Annotated in this window: 25 protein-coding genes; all 25 read left to right on the top strand. The window is 43.7% G+C overall.

The features are described 5' to 3' along the window. Nucleotides 1–37 precede the first annotated feature (37 nt). Nucleotides 38–1,228: an elongation factor Tu gene (gene tuf / locus RQP52_RS34435; RefSeq protein WP_145669490.1), complete on the top strand. Its 1,191-nt coding sequence runs from the start codon at nucleotides 38–40 to the stop codon at nucleotides 1,226–1,228. 239 nt (nucleotides 1,229–1,467) lie between these two features. Further along, nucleotides 1,468–1,776, top strand: coding sequence for a 30S ribosomal protein S10 (gene rpsJ, locus RQP52_RS34430; protein ID WP_028557496.1), 309 nt, complete (start codon nucleotides 1,468–1,470; stop codon nucleotides 1,774–1,776). Between the two features lie 45 nt (nucleotides 1,777–1,821). After that, entirely contained in the window at nucleotides 1,822–2,445 is a 624-nt protein-coding gene (rplC, locus tag RQP52_RS34425; protein WP_029196463.1) for a 50S ribosomal protein L3, read from the top strand. Nucleotides 2,446–2,461: 16 nt separating this feature from the next. Next, entirely contained in the window at nucleotides 2,462–3,088 is a 627-nt protein-coding gene (gene rplD / locus RQP52_RS34420) for a 50S ribosomal protein L4 (protein ID WP_127457541.1), read from the top strand. Then, entirely contained in the window at nucleotides 3,085–3,375 is a 291-nt protein-coding gene (gene rplW / locus RQP52_RS34415) for a 50S ribosomal protein L23 (protein WP_127457540.1), read from the top strand. The genes rplD and rplW overlap by 4 nt, the downstream gene beginning before the upstream one ends. 30 nt (nucleotides 3,376–3,405) lie before the next feature. After that, complete coding sequence (gene rplB, locus RQP52_RS34410; protein WP_315955991.1) at nucleotides 3,406–4,236, top strand: 50S ribosomal protein L2; 831 nt, start codon at nucleotides 3,406–3,408, stop codon at nucleotides 4,234–4,236. A 48-nt stretch (nucleotides 4,237–4,284) separates the two neighbouring features. Further along, a complete protein-coding gene (gene rpsS, locus RQP52_RS34405; RefSeq protein WP_029196461.1) occupies nucleotides 4,285–4,563 on the top strand; it encodes a 30S ribosomal protein S19 in 279 nt (92 codons plus the stop codon). Nucleotides 4,564–4,594: 31 nt separating this feature from the next. After that, nucleotides 4,595–4,927, top strand: a complete 333-nt coding sequence (rplV, locus tag RQP52_RS34400) for a 50S ribosomal protein L22 (protein ID WP_028557490.1) — start codon at nucleotides 4,595–4,597, stop codon at nucleotides 4,925–4,927. Between the two features lie 13 nt (nucleotides 4,928–4,940). Then, nucleotides 4,941–5,603, top strand: coding sequence for a 30S ribosomal protein S3 (gene rpsC, locus RQP52_RS34395; protein WP_167067701.1), 663 nt, complete (start codon nucleotides 4,941–4,943; stop codon nucleotides 5,601–5,603). Nucleotides 5,604–5,606: 3 nt separating this feature from the next. Beyond that, nucleotides 5,607–6,041: a 50S ribosomal protein L16 gene (gene rplP, locus RQP52_RS34390; protein ID WP_157326751.1), complete on the top strand. Its 435-nt coding sequence runs from the start codon at nucleotides 5,607–5,609 to the stop codon at nucleotides 6,039–6,041. Continuing rightward, a complete protein-coding gene (gene rpmC / locus RQP52_RS34385) occupies nucleotides 6,031–6,228 on the top strand; it encodes a 50S ribosomal protein L29 (RefSeq protein ID WP_028557487.1) in 198 nt (65 codons plus the stop codon). The genes rplP and rpmC overlap by 11 nt, the downstream gene beginning before the upstream one ends. Nucleotides 6,229–6,255: 27 nt before the next feature. Further along, nucleotides 6,256–6,519, top strand: coding sequence for a 30S ribosomal protein S17 (gene rpsQ, locus RQP52_RS34380; RefSeq protein ID WP_157326750.1), 264 nt, complete (start codon nucleotides 6,256–6,258; stop codon nucleotides 6,517–6,519). 35 nt (nucleotides 6,520–6,554) lie between these two features. After that, on the top strand, nucleotides 6,555–6,923 hold the full coding sequence (rplN, locus tag RQP52_RS34375; protein WP_028557485.1) for a 50S ribosomal protein L14: 369 nt from the start codon (nucleotides 6,555–6,557) through the stop codon (nucleotides 6,921–6,923). A gap of 51 nt (nucleotides 6,924–6,974) precedes the next feature. Then, nucleotides 6,975–7,328, top strand: a complete 354-nt coding sequence (rplX, locus tag RQP52_RS34370; RefSeq protein WP_209856245.1) for a 50S ribosomal protein L24 — start codon at nucleotides 6,975–6,977, stop codon at nucleotides 7,326–7,328. A gap of 33 nt (nucleotides 7,329–7,361) precedes the next feature. Beyond that, nucleotides 7,362–7,904: a 50S ribosomal protein L5 gene (rplE, locus tag RQP52_RS34365; RefSeq protein ID WP_157326749.1), complete on the top strand. Its 543-nt coding sequence runs from the start codon at nucleotides 7,362–7,364 to the stop codon at nucleotides 7,902–7,904. A gap of 36 nt (nucleotides 7,905–7,940) precedes the next feature. Beyond that, nucleotides 7,941–8,126 carry a type Z 30S ribosomal protein S14 gene (locus tag RQP52_RS34360; protein WP_029196455.1) on the top strand — a complete coding sequence of 62 codons (186 nt, stop codon included), beginning with the start codon at nucleotides 7,941–7,943 and terminating at the stop codon, nucleotides 8,124–8,126. A 32-nt stretch (nucleotides 8,127–8,158) separates the two neighbouring features. Further along, nucleotides 8,159–8,557, top strand: a complete 399-nt coding sequence (gene rpsH, locus RQP52_RS34355; protein WP_029196454.1) for a 30S ribosomal protein S8 — start codon at nucleotides 8,159–8,161, stop codon at nucleotides 8,555–8,557. Between the two features lie 29 nt (nucleotides 8,558–8,586). Continuing rightward, complete coding sequence (rplF, locus tag RQP52_RS34350) at nucleotides 8,587–9,129, top strand: 50S ribosomal protein L6 (RefSeq protein WP_315955990.1); 543 nt, start codon at nucleotides 8,587–8,589, stop codon at nucleotides 9,127–9,129. Nucleotides 9,130–9,229: 100 nt separating this feature from the next. Next, nucleotides 9,230–9,598: a 50S ribosomal protein L18 gene (rplR, locus tag RQP52_RS34345; protein ID WP_157326747.1), complete on the top strand. Its 369-nt coding sequence runs from the start codon at nucleotides 9,230–9,232 to the stop codon at nucleotides 9,596–9,598. A 28-nt stretch (nucleotides 9,599–9,626) separates the two neighbouring features. Next, on the top strand, nucleotides 9,627–10,124 hold the full coding sequence (rpsE, locus tag RQP52_RS34340; protein ID WP_029196451.1) for a 30S ribosomal protein S5: 498 nt from the start codon (nucleotides 9,627–9,629) through the stop codon (nucleotides 10,122–10,124). 11 nt (nucleotides 10,125–10,135) lie between these two features. Then, a complete protein-coding gene (gene rpmD, locus RQP52_RS34335; RefSeq protein WP_079417994.1) occupies nucleotides 10,136–10,324 on the top strand; it encodes a 50S ribosomal protein L30 in 189 nt (62 codons plus the stop codon). 36 nt (nucleotides 10,325–10,360) lie between these two features. Continuing rightward, a complete protein-coding gene (gene rplO, locus RQP52_RS34330; RefSeq protein ID WP_127457532.1) occupies nucleotides 10,361–10,801 on the top strand; it encodes a 50S ribosomal protein L15 in 441 nt (146 codons plus the stop codon). Continuing rightward, nucleotides 10,801–12,105: a preprotein translocase subunit SecY gene (secY, locus tag RQP52_RS34325; protein WP_157326746.1), complete on the top strand. Its 1,305-nt coding sequence runs from the start codon at nucleotides 10,801–10,803 to the stop codon at nucleotides 12,103–12,105. Before rplO ends, secY begins: the two co-directional genes overlap by 1 nt. Nucleotides 12,106–12,190: 85 nt before the next feature. Next, nucleotides 12,191–12,841 (top strand): adenylate kinase, encoded by a 651-nt coding sequence (locus tag RQP52_RS34320; protein WP_315955989.1) that lies wholly within the window; start codon nucleotides 12,191–12,193, stop codon nucleotides 12,839–12,841. After that, nucleotides 12,841–13,593, top strand: a complete 753-nt coding sequence (gene map / locus RQP52_RS34315) for a type I methionyl aminopeptidase (RefSeq protein WP_315955988.1) — start codon at nucleotides 12,841–12,843, stop codon at nucleotides 13,591–13,593. Before RQP52_RS34320 ends, map begins: the two co-directional genes overlap by 1 nt. The last annotated feature ends 3 nt before the right edge of the window (nucleotides 13,594–13,596 follow it).

Here is a 13,596-nt window from a genome sequence, read left to right as displayed (position 1 = left end):
TAAAACTAATAGTTACTCTAAGGAGGAATCGTTTAAAATGGCAAAGGCTAAATTTGAACGTAATAAACCGCATGTTAACATCGGTACTATCGGTCACGTTGACCATGGTAAAACAACTTTGACAGCTGCTATCACAACTGTATTGTCCAAAAGATACGGTGGAGCTGCAGTAGCTTTCGACCAAATCGATAAAGCACCAGAAGAGCGCGAGCGCGGTATCACAATCTCCACAGCTCACGTTGAGTACGAAACTCCTAACCGTCACTACGCACACGTTGACTGCCCAGGACATGCTGACTATGTTAAAAACATGATCACTGGTGCTGCTCAAATGGACGGAGCGATCTTGGTTGTATCCGCAGCTGACGGCCCTATGCCGCAAACTCGTGAGCACATCCTTCTTTCCCGTCAAGTAGGCGTACCTTACATCGTAGTATTCCTTAACAAATGTGACATGGTTGAAGACGAAGAGTTGCTTGAATTGGTTGAGATGGAAGTTCGCGACCTTCTTAACGAATACGAGTTCCCAGGCGATGATACTCCAATCATCCGCGGTGCTGCTCGTGAAGCTCTTCAAAACCCAGATGGCGCATGGGCTGATAAAATTGTTGAGTTGTTTGAACAAGTTGACACTTATATCCCAACTCCAGAGCGTCAAACTGACAAACCGTTCCTTATGCCTGTTGAGGATGTATTCTCCATCACTGGTCGTGGAACAGTTGCTACTGGCCGTGTTGAGCGTGGAACTGTTAAAGTTCAAGAAGAAGTTGAAATCGTTGGTATCGCTGAAGAAACTCGCAAATGCGTAGTAACAGGCGTAGAGATGTTCCGCAAATTGCTTGACTCCGCTCAAGCTGGTGACAACATCGGTGCCCTTCTTCGTGGTGTTGACCGTAAAGATATCGAGCGTGGACAAGTACTTGCGAAACCAGGTTCTGTTAAACCACACACGAACTTCACAGCTCAAATCTACGTACTAACTAAAGAAGAGGGTGGCCGTCACAAGCCTTTCTTCACTGGTTACCGTCCACAGTTCTACTTCCGTACAACTGACGTAACAGGTATCATCAACCTTCCAGAAGGTACTGAAATGGTTATGCCAGGTGATAACATCACAGTTACAGTTGAACTGATCAACCCAATCGCTATCGAAGAAGGAACTCGTTTCGCGATTCGTGAAGGCGGACGTACTGTTGGTGCGGGCGCGGTTGCTACAATTCAAAAGTAATTCCTTTTTATAGAAGAAACACTCATCGTTTAGGCGATGAGTGTTTTTTTATGCGAATGCCTAAAGTTTTGCTTGCATTTCCTTTTTGAATTTTATATAATATAAAACGTTGGTCTGTGACGTTGCGATGATGCGAAAGGTTGCCGACACACCCGGACCCTTTGCCATGGGAAAGGTTGTTGGAGAATTTTCGCGGAGTATGTCCGATACTAAATTGGGCGATAGAAGGAGGGACTTATATGGCAAAGCAAAAAATTCGTATCCGTTTGAAAGCTTATGATCACAGGATCATTGATCAATCAGCTGAGAAAATCGTGGAAACTGCCAAGCGTTCCGGTGCAGGTGTATCCGGTCCGATTCCGCTTCCGACAGAGAAGCAAATCATCACGATTCTTCGTGCGGTACACAAGTACAAGGATTCGCGTGAGCAATTCGAAATGCGTACGCATAAGCGTCTAATCGATATTGTGAATCCAACACCACAAACAGTTGATGCTCTAATGCGTTTGGACTTACCGTCTGGCGTAGACATCGAGATCAAACTGTAAAACAACTATAGAATGAACGTTTAGGAAGGAAAAGAGGTGTCAACGATGAAAGGTATCTTAGGAAAAAAACTAGGGATGACTCAGTTGTTTACTCCGGAGGGTAATGTAGTTCCGGTAACTGTCATTCAAGCGGGACCATGTGTGGTTCTTCAAAAGAAAGATGTGGATAACGACGGATATGAGTCAATCCAAATCGGTTTTGATGATGTGAAAGCTAGCCGTATCATTAAACCAGAGCTTGGCCATGCGAAAAAAGCAGGGGCAACGCCTAAGCGCTACGTTAAAGAAATTCGCGGCATTCAATTGGGTGACTATGAAGTTGGCCAAGAATTGAAAGCAGATCTGTTCACAGAGGGCGAATTCGTTGATGTAACGGGTACTTCCAAAGGTAAAGGTTTCCAAGGTAATATCAAAAGACATAACCAGTCAACAGGCCCTATGGCTCACGGCTCCCGTTACCACCGCGGACCAGGTTCGATGGGTTCCATTCAAGCGAACCGCGTTCCAAAAGGTAAAAAGTTGCCAGGACACATGGGTAACGAGACTGTAACTTTACAAAATCTTCAAATCATTAAAGTAGATGCTGAGCGTAATGTATTGCTAGTTAAAGGTTCCATTCCGGGTCCTAAAAACAGCTACGTTAGCGTGAAGTCTGCTGTTAAAAAGTAAGAAAGGAGGAAGACAGATGCCAAAAGTAGCTTTATATAATGTAACAGGTGCTCAGGTAGGAGAAGTTGAACTGTCTGACGTTGTTTTCGGAATTGAGCCTCACGTTCATGCGATTCACGAAGCTGTTCTTTTGCAACAAGCAGCTGTGCGTCAAGGAACTCACAAAACAAAAGGTCGTTCGGAAGTTCGCGGCGGTGGTCGTAAACCTTGGAAACAAAAAGGAACAGGCCGTGCTCGTCAAGGTAGTATCCGCGCTCCACAGTGGAAAGGCGGCGGTACCGTATTCGGACCAACTCCTCGTAGCTATGGTTTCAAATTGCCAAGAAAAGTTCGTCGCTTAGCGATCAAATCCGCTTTGTCCTCGAAAGTTCTTGATAACAACTTGATCGTATTGGATCAACTTCAATTGAATGCTCCTAAAACGAAAGAATTTGTAGCAATCTTGAACAACCTGAAAGTTGATCGCAAAGTATTGGTTGTAGGCGTAGATAACGACTCCAACGTAGCTTTGTCTGCTCGTAACATCCCAGGTGTGAAATTCGTTGCTGCTAATGGCGTAAATGTTCGTGATGTCATGTTGTATGACAAATTGATCATTACGCAAGAAGCTGTACAGAAAGTTGAGGAGGTGCTTGCACAATGAAAAATCCACGCGACATTATCAAGCGCCCGATCATCACTGAGCGTACAAGCGACCTAATGGCTAACAAAAAGTATGTTTTCGAAGTGGATCTTCGCGCTAACAAAACAGAAATCAAACAAGCCATCGAAGCAATCTTCAAAGTGAAAGTTACAAATGTAAACACACTTAGAATGCCAGCTAAGCCAAAACGTTATGGTCGTCACTCTGGTTACACTTCCATCTGGAAGAAAGCTATCGTGTCCCTAAGCGCAGAAAGCAAAGAATTGGAATTCTTTGAATCGGTATAAACCATTTCTTAAAGTAAGGAGGAAATCAGAGTGCCAATTAAAAAATATAAACCAACCTCACCAGCTCGTCGTGCGATGTCGGTTTCTACTTTTGAAGAAATCACAACATCAACACCGGAGAAATCATTGCTTGCTCCTTTGTTCAAGCATGCTGGTCGTAATAACCAAGGTAAAATTACAGTTCGTCACCATGGCGGCGGACACAAACGTAAATACCGTATTATCGATTTCAAACGTACTAAAGATGGAATACCAGGACGCGTTGCTACAATTGAGTACGATCCTAACCGTTCCGCTAACATCGCATTGATCCATTATGCTGATGGTGAGAAAAGATACATCATCGCTCCTAAAGGTCTTAAAGTGGACGATCGTATCGTATCCGGACCACAATCCGACATCAAAATCGGTAACGCTCTTCCTTTGGAAAACATTCCAGTAGGTACAGTTATCCACAACATCGAGTTGAAGCCTGGTAAAGGTGCACAACTAGTGCGCGCTGCTGGTACGGAAGCTCAACTTCTTGGTAAAGAAGAAACTTATGTAACAATTCGCCTATCCTCTGGTGAAGTTCGTAAAGTTCTTAAAGTTTGCCGCGCAACTGTAGGTTCTGTTGGTAACGAAGATCACGAACTCGTGAAAATCGGTAAAGCAGGACGTAATCGTTGGAAAGGCAATCGTCCTCAAGTTCGTGGGGTTGTAATGAACCCGAATGATCACCCACACGGTGGTGGTGAAGGACGCGCACCAATCGGACGTAAATCACCTATGTCTCCATGGGGTAAACCGACGCTTGGTTTCAAAACTCGTAAAAAAGGTAAAGCATCCGATAAATACATTGTACGTCGTCGTACGAAGTAATCTAGGATATATGAATTTTCTTGAGGTTCAAGGAAGGGAGGAACACCCATGGGTCGCAGCTTAAAGAAAGGTCCATTTATCGATGGATACTTACTGAAAAAAGTAGAAGACTTGAACACATCCAGCAAAAAGTTGGTTATCAAAACGTGGTCCCGTCGTTCTACGATTTACCCGCAATTCGTTGGTCACACTTTCGGAGTGTACGATGGAAGAAAACACGTGCCTGTATACGTAACAGAAGATATGGTTGGACATAAGCTTGGTGAATTTGCTCCAACACGTACTTACAAAGGTCACGATGACGATAAGAAAACCGGTAAACGTTAATTTCAATTTTTAACCGAGAGGAGGTACTACCATGCAAGCTAAAGCAATATTGAACCACGCTCGGATTGCTCCTCGTAAAGCAAAGCTAGTTGTTGACTTGATTCGGGGAAAAGCGGTAGGTGAAGCGATCGCGATTCTGCGTCATACACCTAAAGCAGCTTCTCCAATCCTGGAGAAACTTCTAAACTCCGCAATTGCCAATGCAGAGCATAACTACTCATTAGATCCTAATAAGCTAGTGGTTTCTGAGACGTTTGTTAACCAAGGACCAACAATGAAAAGGTTCCAACAACGTGCAATGGGCCGCGCTAGCGCGATCAAAAAACGTACCAGCCACATTACAATCGTGGTATCTGAGAAATAAGGAGGGATAACGTGTGGGTCAGAAAGTCAACCCGGTAGGCCTAAGAATTGGTATTATTCGTGATTGGGAGTCCAAATGGTTTGCAGAGAAAGATTTCGGAACTCTGTTGCTTGAAGACGTCAAAATCCGCGAATACTTAAAAAATAAACTTAAAGATTCTGCAGTTTCCCACATCGACATCGAGCGCGCGGCTAACCGTGTGAACGTAACGATTCATACTGCAAAACCAGGAATGGTTATTGGTAAAGGCGGAGCTGAAGTTGAAGTTATTCGCAACTACATCGCTGGCTTGTCCAATAAAAAAGTTCACATCAACATTTCTGAAATCAAAAGCCCTGACCTTGATGCTATCCTAGTAGCTGAAGCAGTTGCACTTCAATTGGAGCGTCGTGTTTCTTTCCGTCGTGCAATGAAACAAGCTATGCAAAGAACAATGAGATCCGGAGCAAAAGGTATCAAAGTAGCAACTAGCGGACGTCTTGGCGGCGCTGAGATCGCTCGTACGGAAGGATATAGCGAAGGAACTGTTCCACTTCATACGCTTCGTGCTGATATCGACTACGGTACTGCAGAAGCGCACACTACTTACGGACGTATTGGTGTAAAAGTATGGATCTATCGTGGAGAAGTGCTTCCGACAGCTAAGAAAAAGGCTCAGCCGGAAGGAGGAAATTAAATCATGTTAGTACCTAAACGTGTAAAACACCGTAAAGAACACCGCGGTAGCATGAAAGGTCGCGCTAAAGGCGGAACGGAAGTAGCTTTTGGCGAATATGGTCTGCAAGCAGTTGAACCGGCTTGGGTAACCAACCGTCAAATCGAAGCAGCTCGTATTGCCATGACACGTTATATCAAACGTGGCGGTAAAGTTTGGATTAAAATTTTCCCAGCTAAACCAGTTACACAAAAACCGCTTGAAGTTCGTATGGGTAGCGGTAAAGGTAACGTGGAGAAATGGGTTTCCGTAGTAAAACCGGGCAAAATTTTGTTTGAACTTGCTGGTGTTAGTGAAGAGGTCGCTCGCGAAGCGATGCGTCTTGCTGCTCACAAGCTTCCAATCAAAACGAAGTTCGTGAAAAGAGAAGAAGTAGGCGGTGAAGCAAATGAAGGGTAGTGAATTCCGGAACTTAACCACTGCTGAAATCGAGCAAAAAGTTAATGGTTTTAAAGAAGAACTCTTTAACCTCCGTTTTCAACTAGCTACTGGTCAATTGGACAATCCGACTCAAATTCGTGATTTGCGTAAAGAGATCGCTCGTGCCAAGACTATTTTGCGTGAAAGAGAATTGGGTATTGGGTAACCAAATCTAGAAGGGAGGCTTCCTTAGATGGCTGAACGTAACGATCGTAAAGTTCTGATCGGTAAAGTTGTCAGCGATAAAATGGATAAAACCATTGTTGTTGCTGTTGAAACTTACAAAAAACATGATCTCTACCACAAGAGAATCAAATATACGAAGAAATTCAAAGCTCATGATGAAAACAATCAAGCTAAAATCGGTGACACTGTGAAAATTTCCGAAACTAGACCATTGTCCAAAGATAAATCTTGGAGACTTGTTGAAGTTCTTGAAGTTGCAGTTGTTATCTAATAATCTAGATATGAACCCCGAAAGGAGGGAATACGATGATTCAACCATTTACTCGTTTGGCTGTCGCTGACAACTCCGGTGCTAAGCAATTGATGTGTATCCGTGTTTTGGGTGGTACTGGTCGTCGCGTTGGTCACATTGGTGATTTGATCGTATGTTCAGTAAAAGAAGCAACACCTGGTGGCGTTGTCAAAAAAGGTGACGTTGTTAAAGCAGTTATCGTTCGTACGAAGAGCGGTGCTCGCCGTAAAGACGGATCATATATCTCATTTGATGAGAATGCGGCTGTTATCGTGAAAGAAGATAAAAGTCCACGTGGTACACGTATCTTTGGACCAGTTGCACGCGAACTTCGTGACAGAGACTTCATGAAGATCGTATCCTTGGCTCCAGAAGTTATCTAAGAACAGTTAGTCTGTTTTCCTTACGGGAAACCTCAGGAGGTGTAGAAGCTAATGCCAAGAACTAAAAAGAGATTAGAATCTCATAACAATAAACTGCACGTGAAAAAAGACGATACGGTTTTTGTAATCACTGGTAAAGACAAAGGTAAGAAGGGCCGTGTAATCGCTGCTTATCCTCGTCAAAACCGTGTACTGGTTGAAGGTGTAAACATGGTTAAGAAACATGCGAAACCATCCCAACAAAACCCACAAGGCGGTATCTTGAATCAAGAAGCTGCAATCCACGTTTCTAACGTGATGCTGATTGATCCTAAGAGCGGCAAACCTACTCGCGTAGGATACAAAGTATTGGATAACGGAACGAAAGTTCGTATCGCGAAAAAATCCGGCGAAGTTATCGACTAATACAAACAAGCATGGAAAGGAGGCAATTGAGTCATGGCAGTAAGAATGAAAGATCGTTATTTGAACGAAATTACTCCAGCGTTAATTCAAAAGTTTAACTACTCAACAGTTATGCAAGTTCCTAAAATCGAGAAAATCGTTATCAACATGGGTGTTGGTGAGGCTGTATCGAATTCCAAAGTGCTTGATACTGCAGTAGAAGATCTTCAAAAAATCGCTGGTCAAAAACCAGTTGTAACTAAATCCAAAAAAGCAATCGCGGGTTTCAAACTTCGTGAGAACATGCCAATCGGTGTGAAGGTTACACTTCGCGGCGAGCGCATGTATCATTTCTTGGATAAACTTTTCAACGTATCACTTCCACGTGTACGTGACTTCCGCGGTATTTCCAACAAGGCTTTTGATGGCCGTGGGAACTACACGCTTGGTTTGAAAGAACAACTCATTTTCCCTGAAATTGAGTATGATAAGGTTGATAAAGTTCGTGGTATGGATATCGTTATCGTAACAACGGCTAAGTCCGACGAGGAAGCTCGCGAGCTTTTAACACAACTCGGAGCGCCTTTCGTTAAATAGGTTCCAGGTCGTACCTATCAGGAGGTGTTATATTAAGTGGCAAAAACTTCGATGAAAGTCAAACAACAACGTACCCCGAAGTTTAAAGTGCAAGCATACACACGTTGTGAGCGCTGCGGACGTCCGCATTCAGTGCTTCGCAAGTTCAAAATTTGTCGGATTTGTTTCCGCGAATTAGCACACAAAGGTCAGATTCCAGGCGTGAAAAAAGCAAGCTGGTAATCACCCTATTTTCGGGAAGGAGGTTTACACAAATGGTCATGTCAGATCCAATTGCAGATATGCTAACTCGCATTCGTAATGCGAATATCGTACGTCATGAGACAGTTGAAATCCCTGCATCAAAAGTGAAAAGGGAAATCGCTGAAATCCTTAAAAAAGAAGGATTTATCCGTGATGCTGAGTACGTTGAAGATAGCAAACAAGGTATCATTCGTTTGTTCCTGAAATACGGTTCAAACAATGAGCGTGTTATCTCCGGTTTGAAGAGAATCTCCAAACCAGGACTACGCGTTTACACAAAATCACAAGAAATCCCTCGTGTATTGGGCGGATTAGGGATTGCCATCATCTCCACATCTAAAGGAGTTATGACGGATAAAGATGCTCGTCAATCCAAAGCTGGCGGAGAGGTTATCTGCTACGTTTGGTAATACAATTGTAATTGAATGGAGGTGCAAACATGTCTCGTATTGGTCGCAAACCAATCACCATTCCAAGTGGTGTAAATGTAACACTAGAGAATACTCAAATCACGGTTAAAGGTCCTAAAGGTTCTTTGTCCCGTGAACTTCATAAAGATATGAAAGTAAGTGTTCTAGAAAACGAGATTTCCGTTGAGCGCCCTTCCGACAATAAGCTCCACCGTGCTTTGCATGGTACAACACGCAGTGTTGTTGCCAACATGGTAAGTGGTGTAACGGAAGGTTTCGCGAAATCTTTGGATCTAGTAGGCGTTGGTTACCGTGCTAACAAAAGCGGTGACAAACTGGTTCTTAACGTAGGGTACTCTCACCCAGTTGAAATCACTCCAGAGGGCGGTATTGAGTTTGAAGTTCCTTCAAACACTAAAATTATCGTTCGCGGAATTGATAAAGAACTCGTTGGTGCTATGGCAGCTAAAGTTCGTGCAGTACGTGAGCCTGAGCCGTATAAAGGTAAAGGTATCAAGTATGAAGGCGAGCGTATTCTTCGTAAAGAAGGTAAAGCTGGTAAGAAGAAATAAGATCGTAAGATCGCGGGTAATAGCTAAGAGCTTTCGTGAGAAAGCTTGCTATCTAAGCATAAGCCTCGCATCATAAGTGATGAAAGGAGTGTAAGTATAGATGATTACTAAAGGCGATAAAAACAAAGCACGTTTGAAAAGACACCTTCGCGTTCGTAAGAAAATTGAAGGTACTACTGCTCGCCCACGTTTGAACATTTTCCGTTCTTCCAAACACATGTATGCACAACTGATTGATGACACTACTGGTGTTACAATTGCTGCAGCATCCACTCAAGATAAAGATCTGAAAAGTGATATCGGTAACGGTGGTAACGTAGAAGCTGCTCGTAAAGTTGGCGCATTGATCGCAGCACGTGCGAAAGAAAAAGGTGTAAACCAAGTGGTATTTGACCGCGGTGGATACCTTTATCATGGACGTGTGCAAGCATTGGCTGACGCAGCTCGTGAAGCTGGACTAGAATTCTAGGAAATAGATATATAAGGAGGTAAAAGACTTGCGTGTAGATCCTAATACTTTAGAGCTAACAGAAAAAGTTGTTAATATTAATCGCGTAGCTAAAGTAGTAAAAGGCGGACGTCGTTTCAGCTTCAGCGCACTTGTTGTCGTTGGCGATGGCAATGGCTGGGTTGGCGCAGGAATCGGTAAAGCTTCCGAAGTTCCTGATGCAATCCGCAAAGGAATTGAAGATGCGAAAAAGAACTTGATTCATGTTCCAATCGTAGGCACTTCTATTCCTCACCTTGTAACTGGTAAGTTTGGAGCAGGACGCGTTCTGCTTAAACCAGCTTCCCAAGGTACAGGAGTTATCGCAGGCGGACCAGTTCGTGCAGTACTTGAACTTGCTGGTATCGGCGATATTTTGACAAAATCCCTGGGTTCATCGAACTCTATGAACATGGTTAACGCAACGCTTGAAGGCTTAAGCCGTTTGAAAAAAGCGGAAGAAGTTGCAAAGCTTCGTGGCAAAACTGTTCAAGAGTTACTAGGTTAGGAGGGGTAAACATGGCGAAACAATTACAAATTACCCTAAAACGCAGCCTGATTGGCCGCCCTGAAACGCAACGTGTTACAGTGAAAACTCTTGGTCTGCGCAAGCTGCACCAAACGGTTCTTCACCAAGACAACGCAGCAATCAGAGGAATGGTTAATCAAGTGAGCCATTTGGTAGAAGTTAAAGAAATCGAAGCATAATTGCACGATATTAAGATCTAGAGGAGGTGTACAACGATGAAGTTACATGAACTAAGTTCTGCTACAGGCGCTCGTCAAACTCGCAAACGTGTTGGACGTGGAACAAGTAGTGGTATGGGTAAAACATCAACTCGCGGACACAAAGGTCAAAACGCACGTTCCGGTGGTGGCGTTCGTCCTGGATTCGAGGGTGGACAAAATCCATTATACCGTCGTTTACCTAAACGTGGTTTCACGAACCGTTTCCGTACGGAGTACGCAATCGTGAACCTTGAAGATTTGAACAATTTCGCAGCTGGTACCGAAGTTACTCCAGAAGTTTTGATGGAGTCTGGTATTGTTAAAGCTCCTAAAGACGGCATCAAGATTTTAGGAAACGGTGAAATCACAGTAAAATTAACCGTTAAAGCGAATAAGTTCTCTCAATCAGCGATTGAGAAAATCCAAGCTGCCGGCGGTCAAACCGAGGTGATTTAATGTTCAGTACCATAGCCAACATCTTCAAGGTAGAGGATTTGCGTAGAAGGATTGTATTTACACTCATCTTGTTAATCGTCTACCGCTTAGGTGCGTTCATTCCGGTGCCTAATATAAATACAGATGTTCTTAAACTTCAAGACCAAGCGAATCAGAGCGATGTCTTTGGTTTGCTTAACACGTTTTCCGGCGGTGCGCTCTTCCAATTCTCCATCTTCGCGATGGGAATTATGCCTTACATCACAGCTTCTATCATCGTTCAGCTTTTGTCCATGGATGTAGTCCCGCGCTTTGCGCAATGGGCGAAGGAAGGCGATGTTGGTAGAAAGAAGATGACGCAAGTTACTCGGTACGGTACGATCATCCTAGGTATTGTGCAAGCATTTGGTCTTTCAATCGGGTTCAACCGCTTATACAGTGGACTCGTTATTGATCCAGGTTTCGCAACATTTGCTTTGATCGCTATCGTTCTGACTGCTGGTACAGCTTTCTTGATGTGGCTCGGGGAGCAAATCACTGAATTTGGGATTGGCAACGGTATTTCCATTATCATCTTTGCAGGTATCGTCGCGGCGATTCCTACAAGCATACAGCAAATCTACAAATCACTGTTTGCGACCGAAGGAGCTTTGTTCCTGAATATCGTAAAACTGATCATTATTGCTATCGTTGTTGTGCTGATTATTGCTGGTGTCATCTTTGTACAACAAGGGGTTCGTAAGATTCCTGTACAATATGCTAAGCGTGTAGTTGGTCGTAAAATGTATGGTGGTCAAACTACGCACATTCCACTTAAAGTGAATGCTGCTGGTGTAATCCCAGTTATCTTCGCACTTTCGTTATTAATGTTCCCTCCAACGATCGCAAGTTATTGGAGAGGTAATGTTGTTGCAGAATGGATTATTAACAACTTGAGTATTAACCAGACTGCTCCATTGGCGATTGTTCTGTATGTACTGTTGATTATCGGTTTCACATACTTCTACACTTTCGTACAAATTAATCCAGTTCAAATGGCTGATCAGATGAAGAAAAATGGTGGCTACATACCGGGGATCAGACCTGGTAAAACAACTTCTGTTTATCTGACTCGTGTAATGACTAGAATTACTCTTTCTGGAGCTCTGTTTCTCTCAGCAATCTCGATTCTTCCAATGCTTTTTGGAGGTCTTGCAGGCTTGCCAAGTTCGGTTCGGATTGGTGGTACATCTTTACTTATCGTAGTAGGCGTTGGTCTTGAAACGATGAAACAAATCGAGAGCCAATTGATTAAACGGCATTACAAAGGGTTTATCAATAAATAGCAAATAGGTTCTGATGGGGCAAATTATGCGACATCGGCACCTATTGTGCTGTTCGTAATGCCGAGTGCGATGGGAGGATTTAAAGTTGAACGTAATTTTTATGGGGCCTCCTGGTGCAGGCAAAGGTACGCAAGCTGAAAAGATCGTAACTGAATTTCAAATTCCTCATATTTCAACTGGTGATGCGTTTCGCTTGGCGATGAGCCAGGGAACACCACTTGGTGTTGAAGCCAAAGGTTATGTGGATAAGGGTCTTCTTGTTCCTGATGAAATCACGAACGGTATTGTAAGAGAGCGTCTTGCTCAACCGGACTGCGATAAAGGTTTCCTGCTTGACGGGTTCCCGAGAACTGTTGCTCAGGCAGATGCTTTGGCTGAAATTGTAGATTCCTTAGGCAAGAAGATTGAATTAGTAATCAATCTTTCCGTTGATCGCAGCTTTTTGCTCGCACGACTAACCGGCCGAAGAATTTGTAAATCCTGTGGTGCTACGTATCATGTAATCTTCAACCCACCAAAGCAAGAAGGCGTATGCGATAAGTGTTCAGGTGAGTTGTACCAACGATCTGATGATACGGAAGAGAAAGTCGGAACGCGTTTGGATGAGTACATCAACAAAACCGCTCCGCTACTGGATTACTACCAAAAGAGGGAATTATTGCGTGAGGTTAACGGGGAACAAGACATTCATGCGGTAACCGAACAAATTAGTTCACTACTACGAGGTCTAGCGTAATGATCATTTGTAAGTCCGAGGTTGAACTAGACCTTATGCGAGAAGCAGGTCGTATCGTAGCAGAAACGCACCGCTTATTGGCAAGGGCAATTCGTCCGAACATTACAACGAAAGAACTTGATCAGATCGCAGAGGATTACATTCGCAGTCAGGGAGCAATTCCATCTTTCAAAGGCTATAACGGTTTTCCTGGAAGCATTTGTGCTTCAGTCAACGAAGAATTAGTTCATGGTATTCCTGGTCCAAGAAAGCTGGTTGAGGGCGATATTATCTCTGTTGATATTGGCGCTCAGTATAAAGGTTATCATGGAGATTCTGCTTGGACGTATCCTGTCGGTGAGATATCTGAAACAGCCAAACGTTTGTTAGCCGTGACAGAAGAATCGCTGTATCGAGGCATAGCAGAAGCTAAACCGGATGCTAGACTCTACACGTTGTCGCATGCAATCCAAACTTGTATTGAAGACGCAGGCTTCTCCGTGGTTATAGAGTATGTCGGTCACGGTATCGGAACGGATCTTCACGAAGAACCACAAATTCCGAATTACGGTGTACCTGACAAAGGTCCCCGTCTCAAACCAGGCATGGTCCTAGCCATTGAACCCATGGTGGTCGTTGGCGAAAGATTCGTCCAAACACTCGAAGACGATTGGACTGTTGTCACCGCGGATCGTACATTATGCGCTCATTTTGAACATACGGTTGCTATAACGGCTGCTGGTTACGAAATATTAACCTTGCCTAGATCGTAGGTG

Source organism: Paenibacillus violae (assembly GCF_032461945.1).
Taxonomy (GTDB): domain Bacteria; phylum Bacillota; class Bacilli; order Paenibacillales; family NBRC-103111; genus Paenibacillus_E; species Paenibacillus_E violae.
This window is presented reverse-complemented; position numbering and strand designations above follow the sequence as displayed.

Bases quoted from the DNA above. Each gene is read 5' to 3' on its own strand.
- rpsS (WP_029196461.1), top strand. From the start codon at position 4,285: ATGGGTCGCAGCTTAAAGAAAGGTCCATTTATCGATGGATACTTACTG.
- rplE (WP_157326749.1), top strand. From the start codon at position 7,362: ATGGCAGTAAGAATGAAAGATCGTTATTTGAACGAAATTACTCCAGCG.
- secY (WP_157326746.1), top strand. From the start codon at position 10,801: ATGTTCAGTACCATAGCCAACATCTTCAAGGTAGAGGATTTGCGTAGA.
- rpmD (WP_079417994.1), top strand. From the start codon at position 10,136: ATGGCGAAACAATTACAAATTACCCTAAAACGCAGCCTGATTGGCCGC.
- rplC (WP_029196463.1), top strand. From the start codon at position 1,822: ATGAAAGGTATCTTAGGAAAAAAACTAGGGATGACTCAGTTGTTTACT.
- rplW (WP_127457540.1), top strand. From the start codon at position 3,085: ATGAAAAATCCACGCGACATTATCAAGCGCCCGATCATCACTGAGCGT.
- rplP (WP_157326751.1), top strand. From the start codon at position 5,607: ATGTTAGTACCTAAACGTGTAAAACACCGTAAAGAACACCGCGGTAGC.
- map (WP_315955988.1), top strand. From the start codon at position 12,841: ATGATCATTTGTAAGTCCGAGGTTGAACTAGACCTTATGCGAGAAGCA.
- rplO (WP_127457532.1), top strand. From the start codon at position 10,361: ATGAAGTTACATGAACTAAGTTCTGCTACAGGCGCTCGTCAAACTCGC.
- tuf (WP_145669490.1), top strand. From the start codon at position 38: ATGGCAAAGGCTAAATTTGAACGTAATAAACCGCATGTTAACATCGGT.
- rplF (WP_315955990.1), top strand. From the start codon at position 8,587: ATGTCTCGTATTGGTCGCAAACCAATCACCATTCCAAGTGGTGTAAAT.
- rplN (WP_028557485.1), top strand. From the start codon at position 6,555: ATGATTCAACCATTTACTCGTTTGGCTGTCGCTGACAACTCCGGTGCT.
- rpsJ (WP_028557496.1), top strand. From the start codon at position 1,468: ATGGCAAAGCAAAAAATTCGTATCCGTTTGAAAGCTTATGATCACAGG.
- rpsQ (WP_157326750.1), top strand. From the start codon at position 6,256: ATGGCTGAACGTAACGATCGTAAAGTTCTGATCGGTAAAGTTGTCAGC.
- rplR (WP_157326747.1), top strand. From the start codon at position 9,230: ATGATTACTAAAGGCGATAAAAACAAAGCACGTTTGAAAAGACACCTT.
- rplD (WP_127457541.1), top strand. From the start codon at position 2,462: ATGCCAAAAGTAGCTTTATATAATGTAACAGGTGCTCAGGTAGGAGAA.
- rplX (WP_209856245.1), top strand. From the start codon at position 6,975: ATGCCAAGAACTAAAAAGAGATTAGAATCTCATAACAATAAACTGCAC.
- rpmC (WP_028557487.1), top strand. From the start codon at position 6,031: ATGAAGGGTAGTGAATTCCGGAACTTAACCACTGCTGAAATCGAGCAA.
- rpsH (WP_029196454.1), top strand. From the start codon at position 8,159: ATGGTCATGTCAGATCCAATTGCAGATATGCTAACTCGCATTCGTAAT.
- rplV (WP_028557490.1), top strand. From the start codon at position 4,595: ATGCAAGCTAAAGCAATATTGAACCACGCTCGGATTGCTCCTCGTAAA.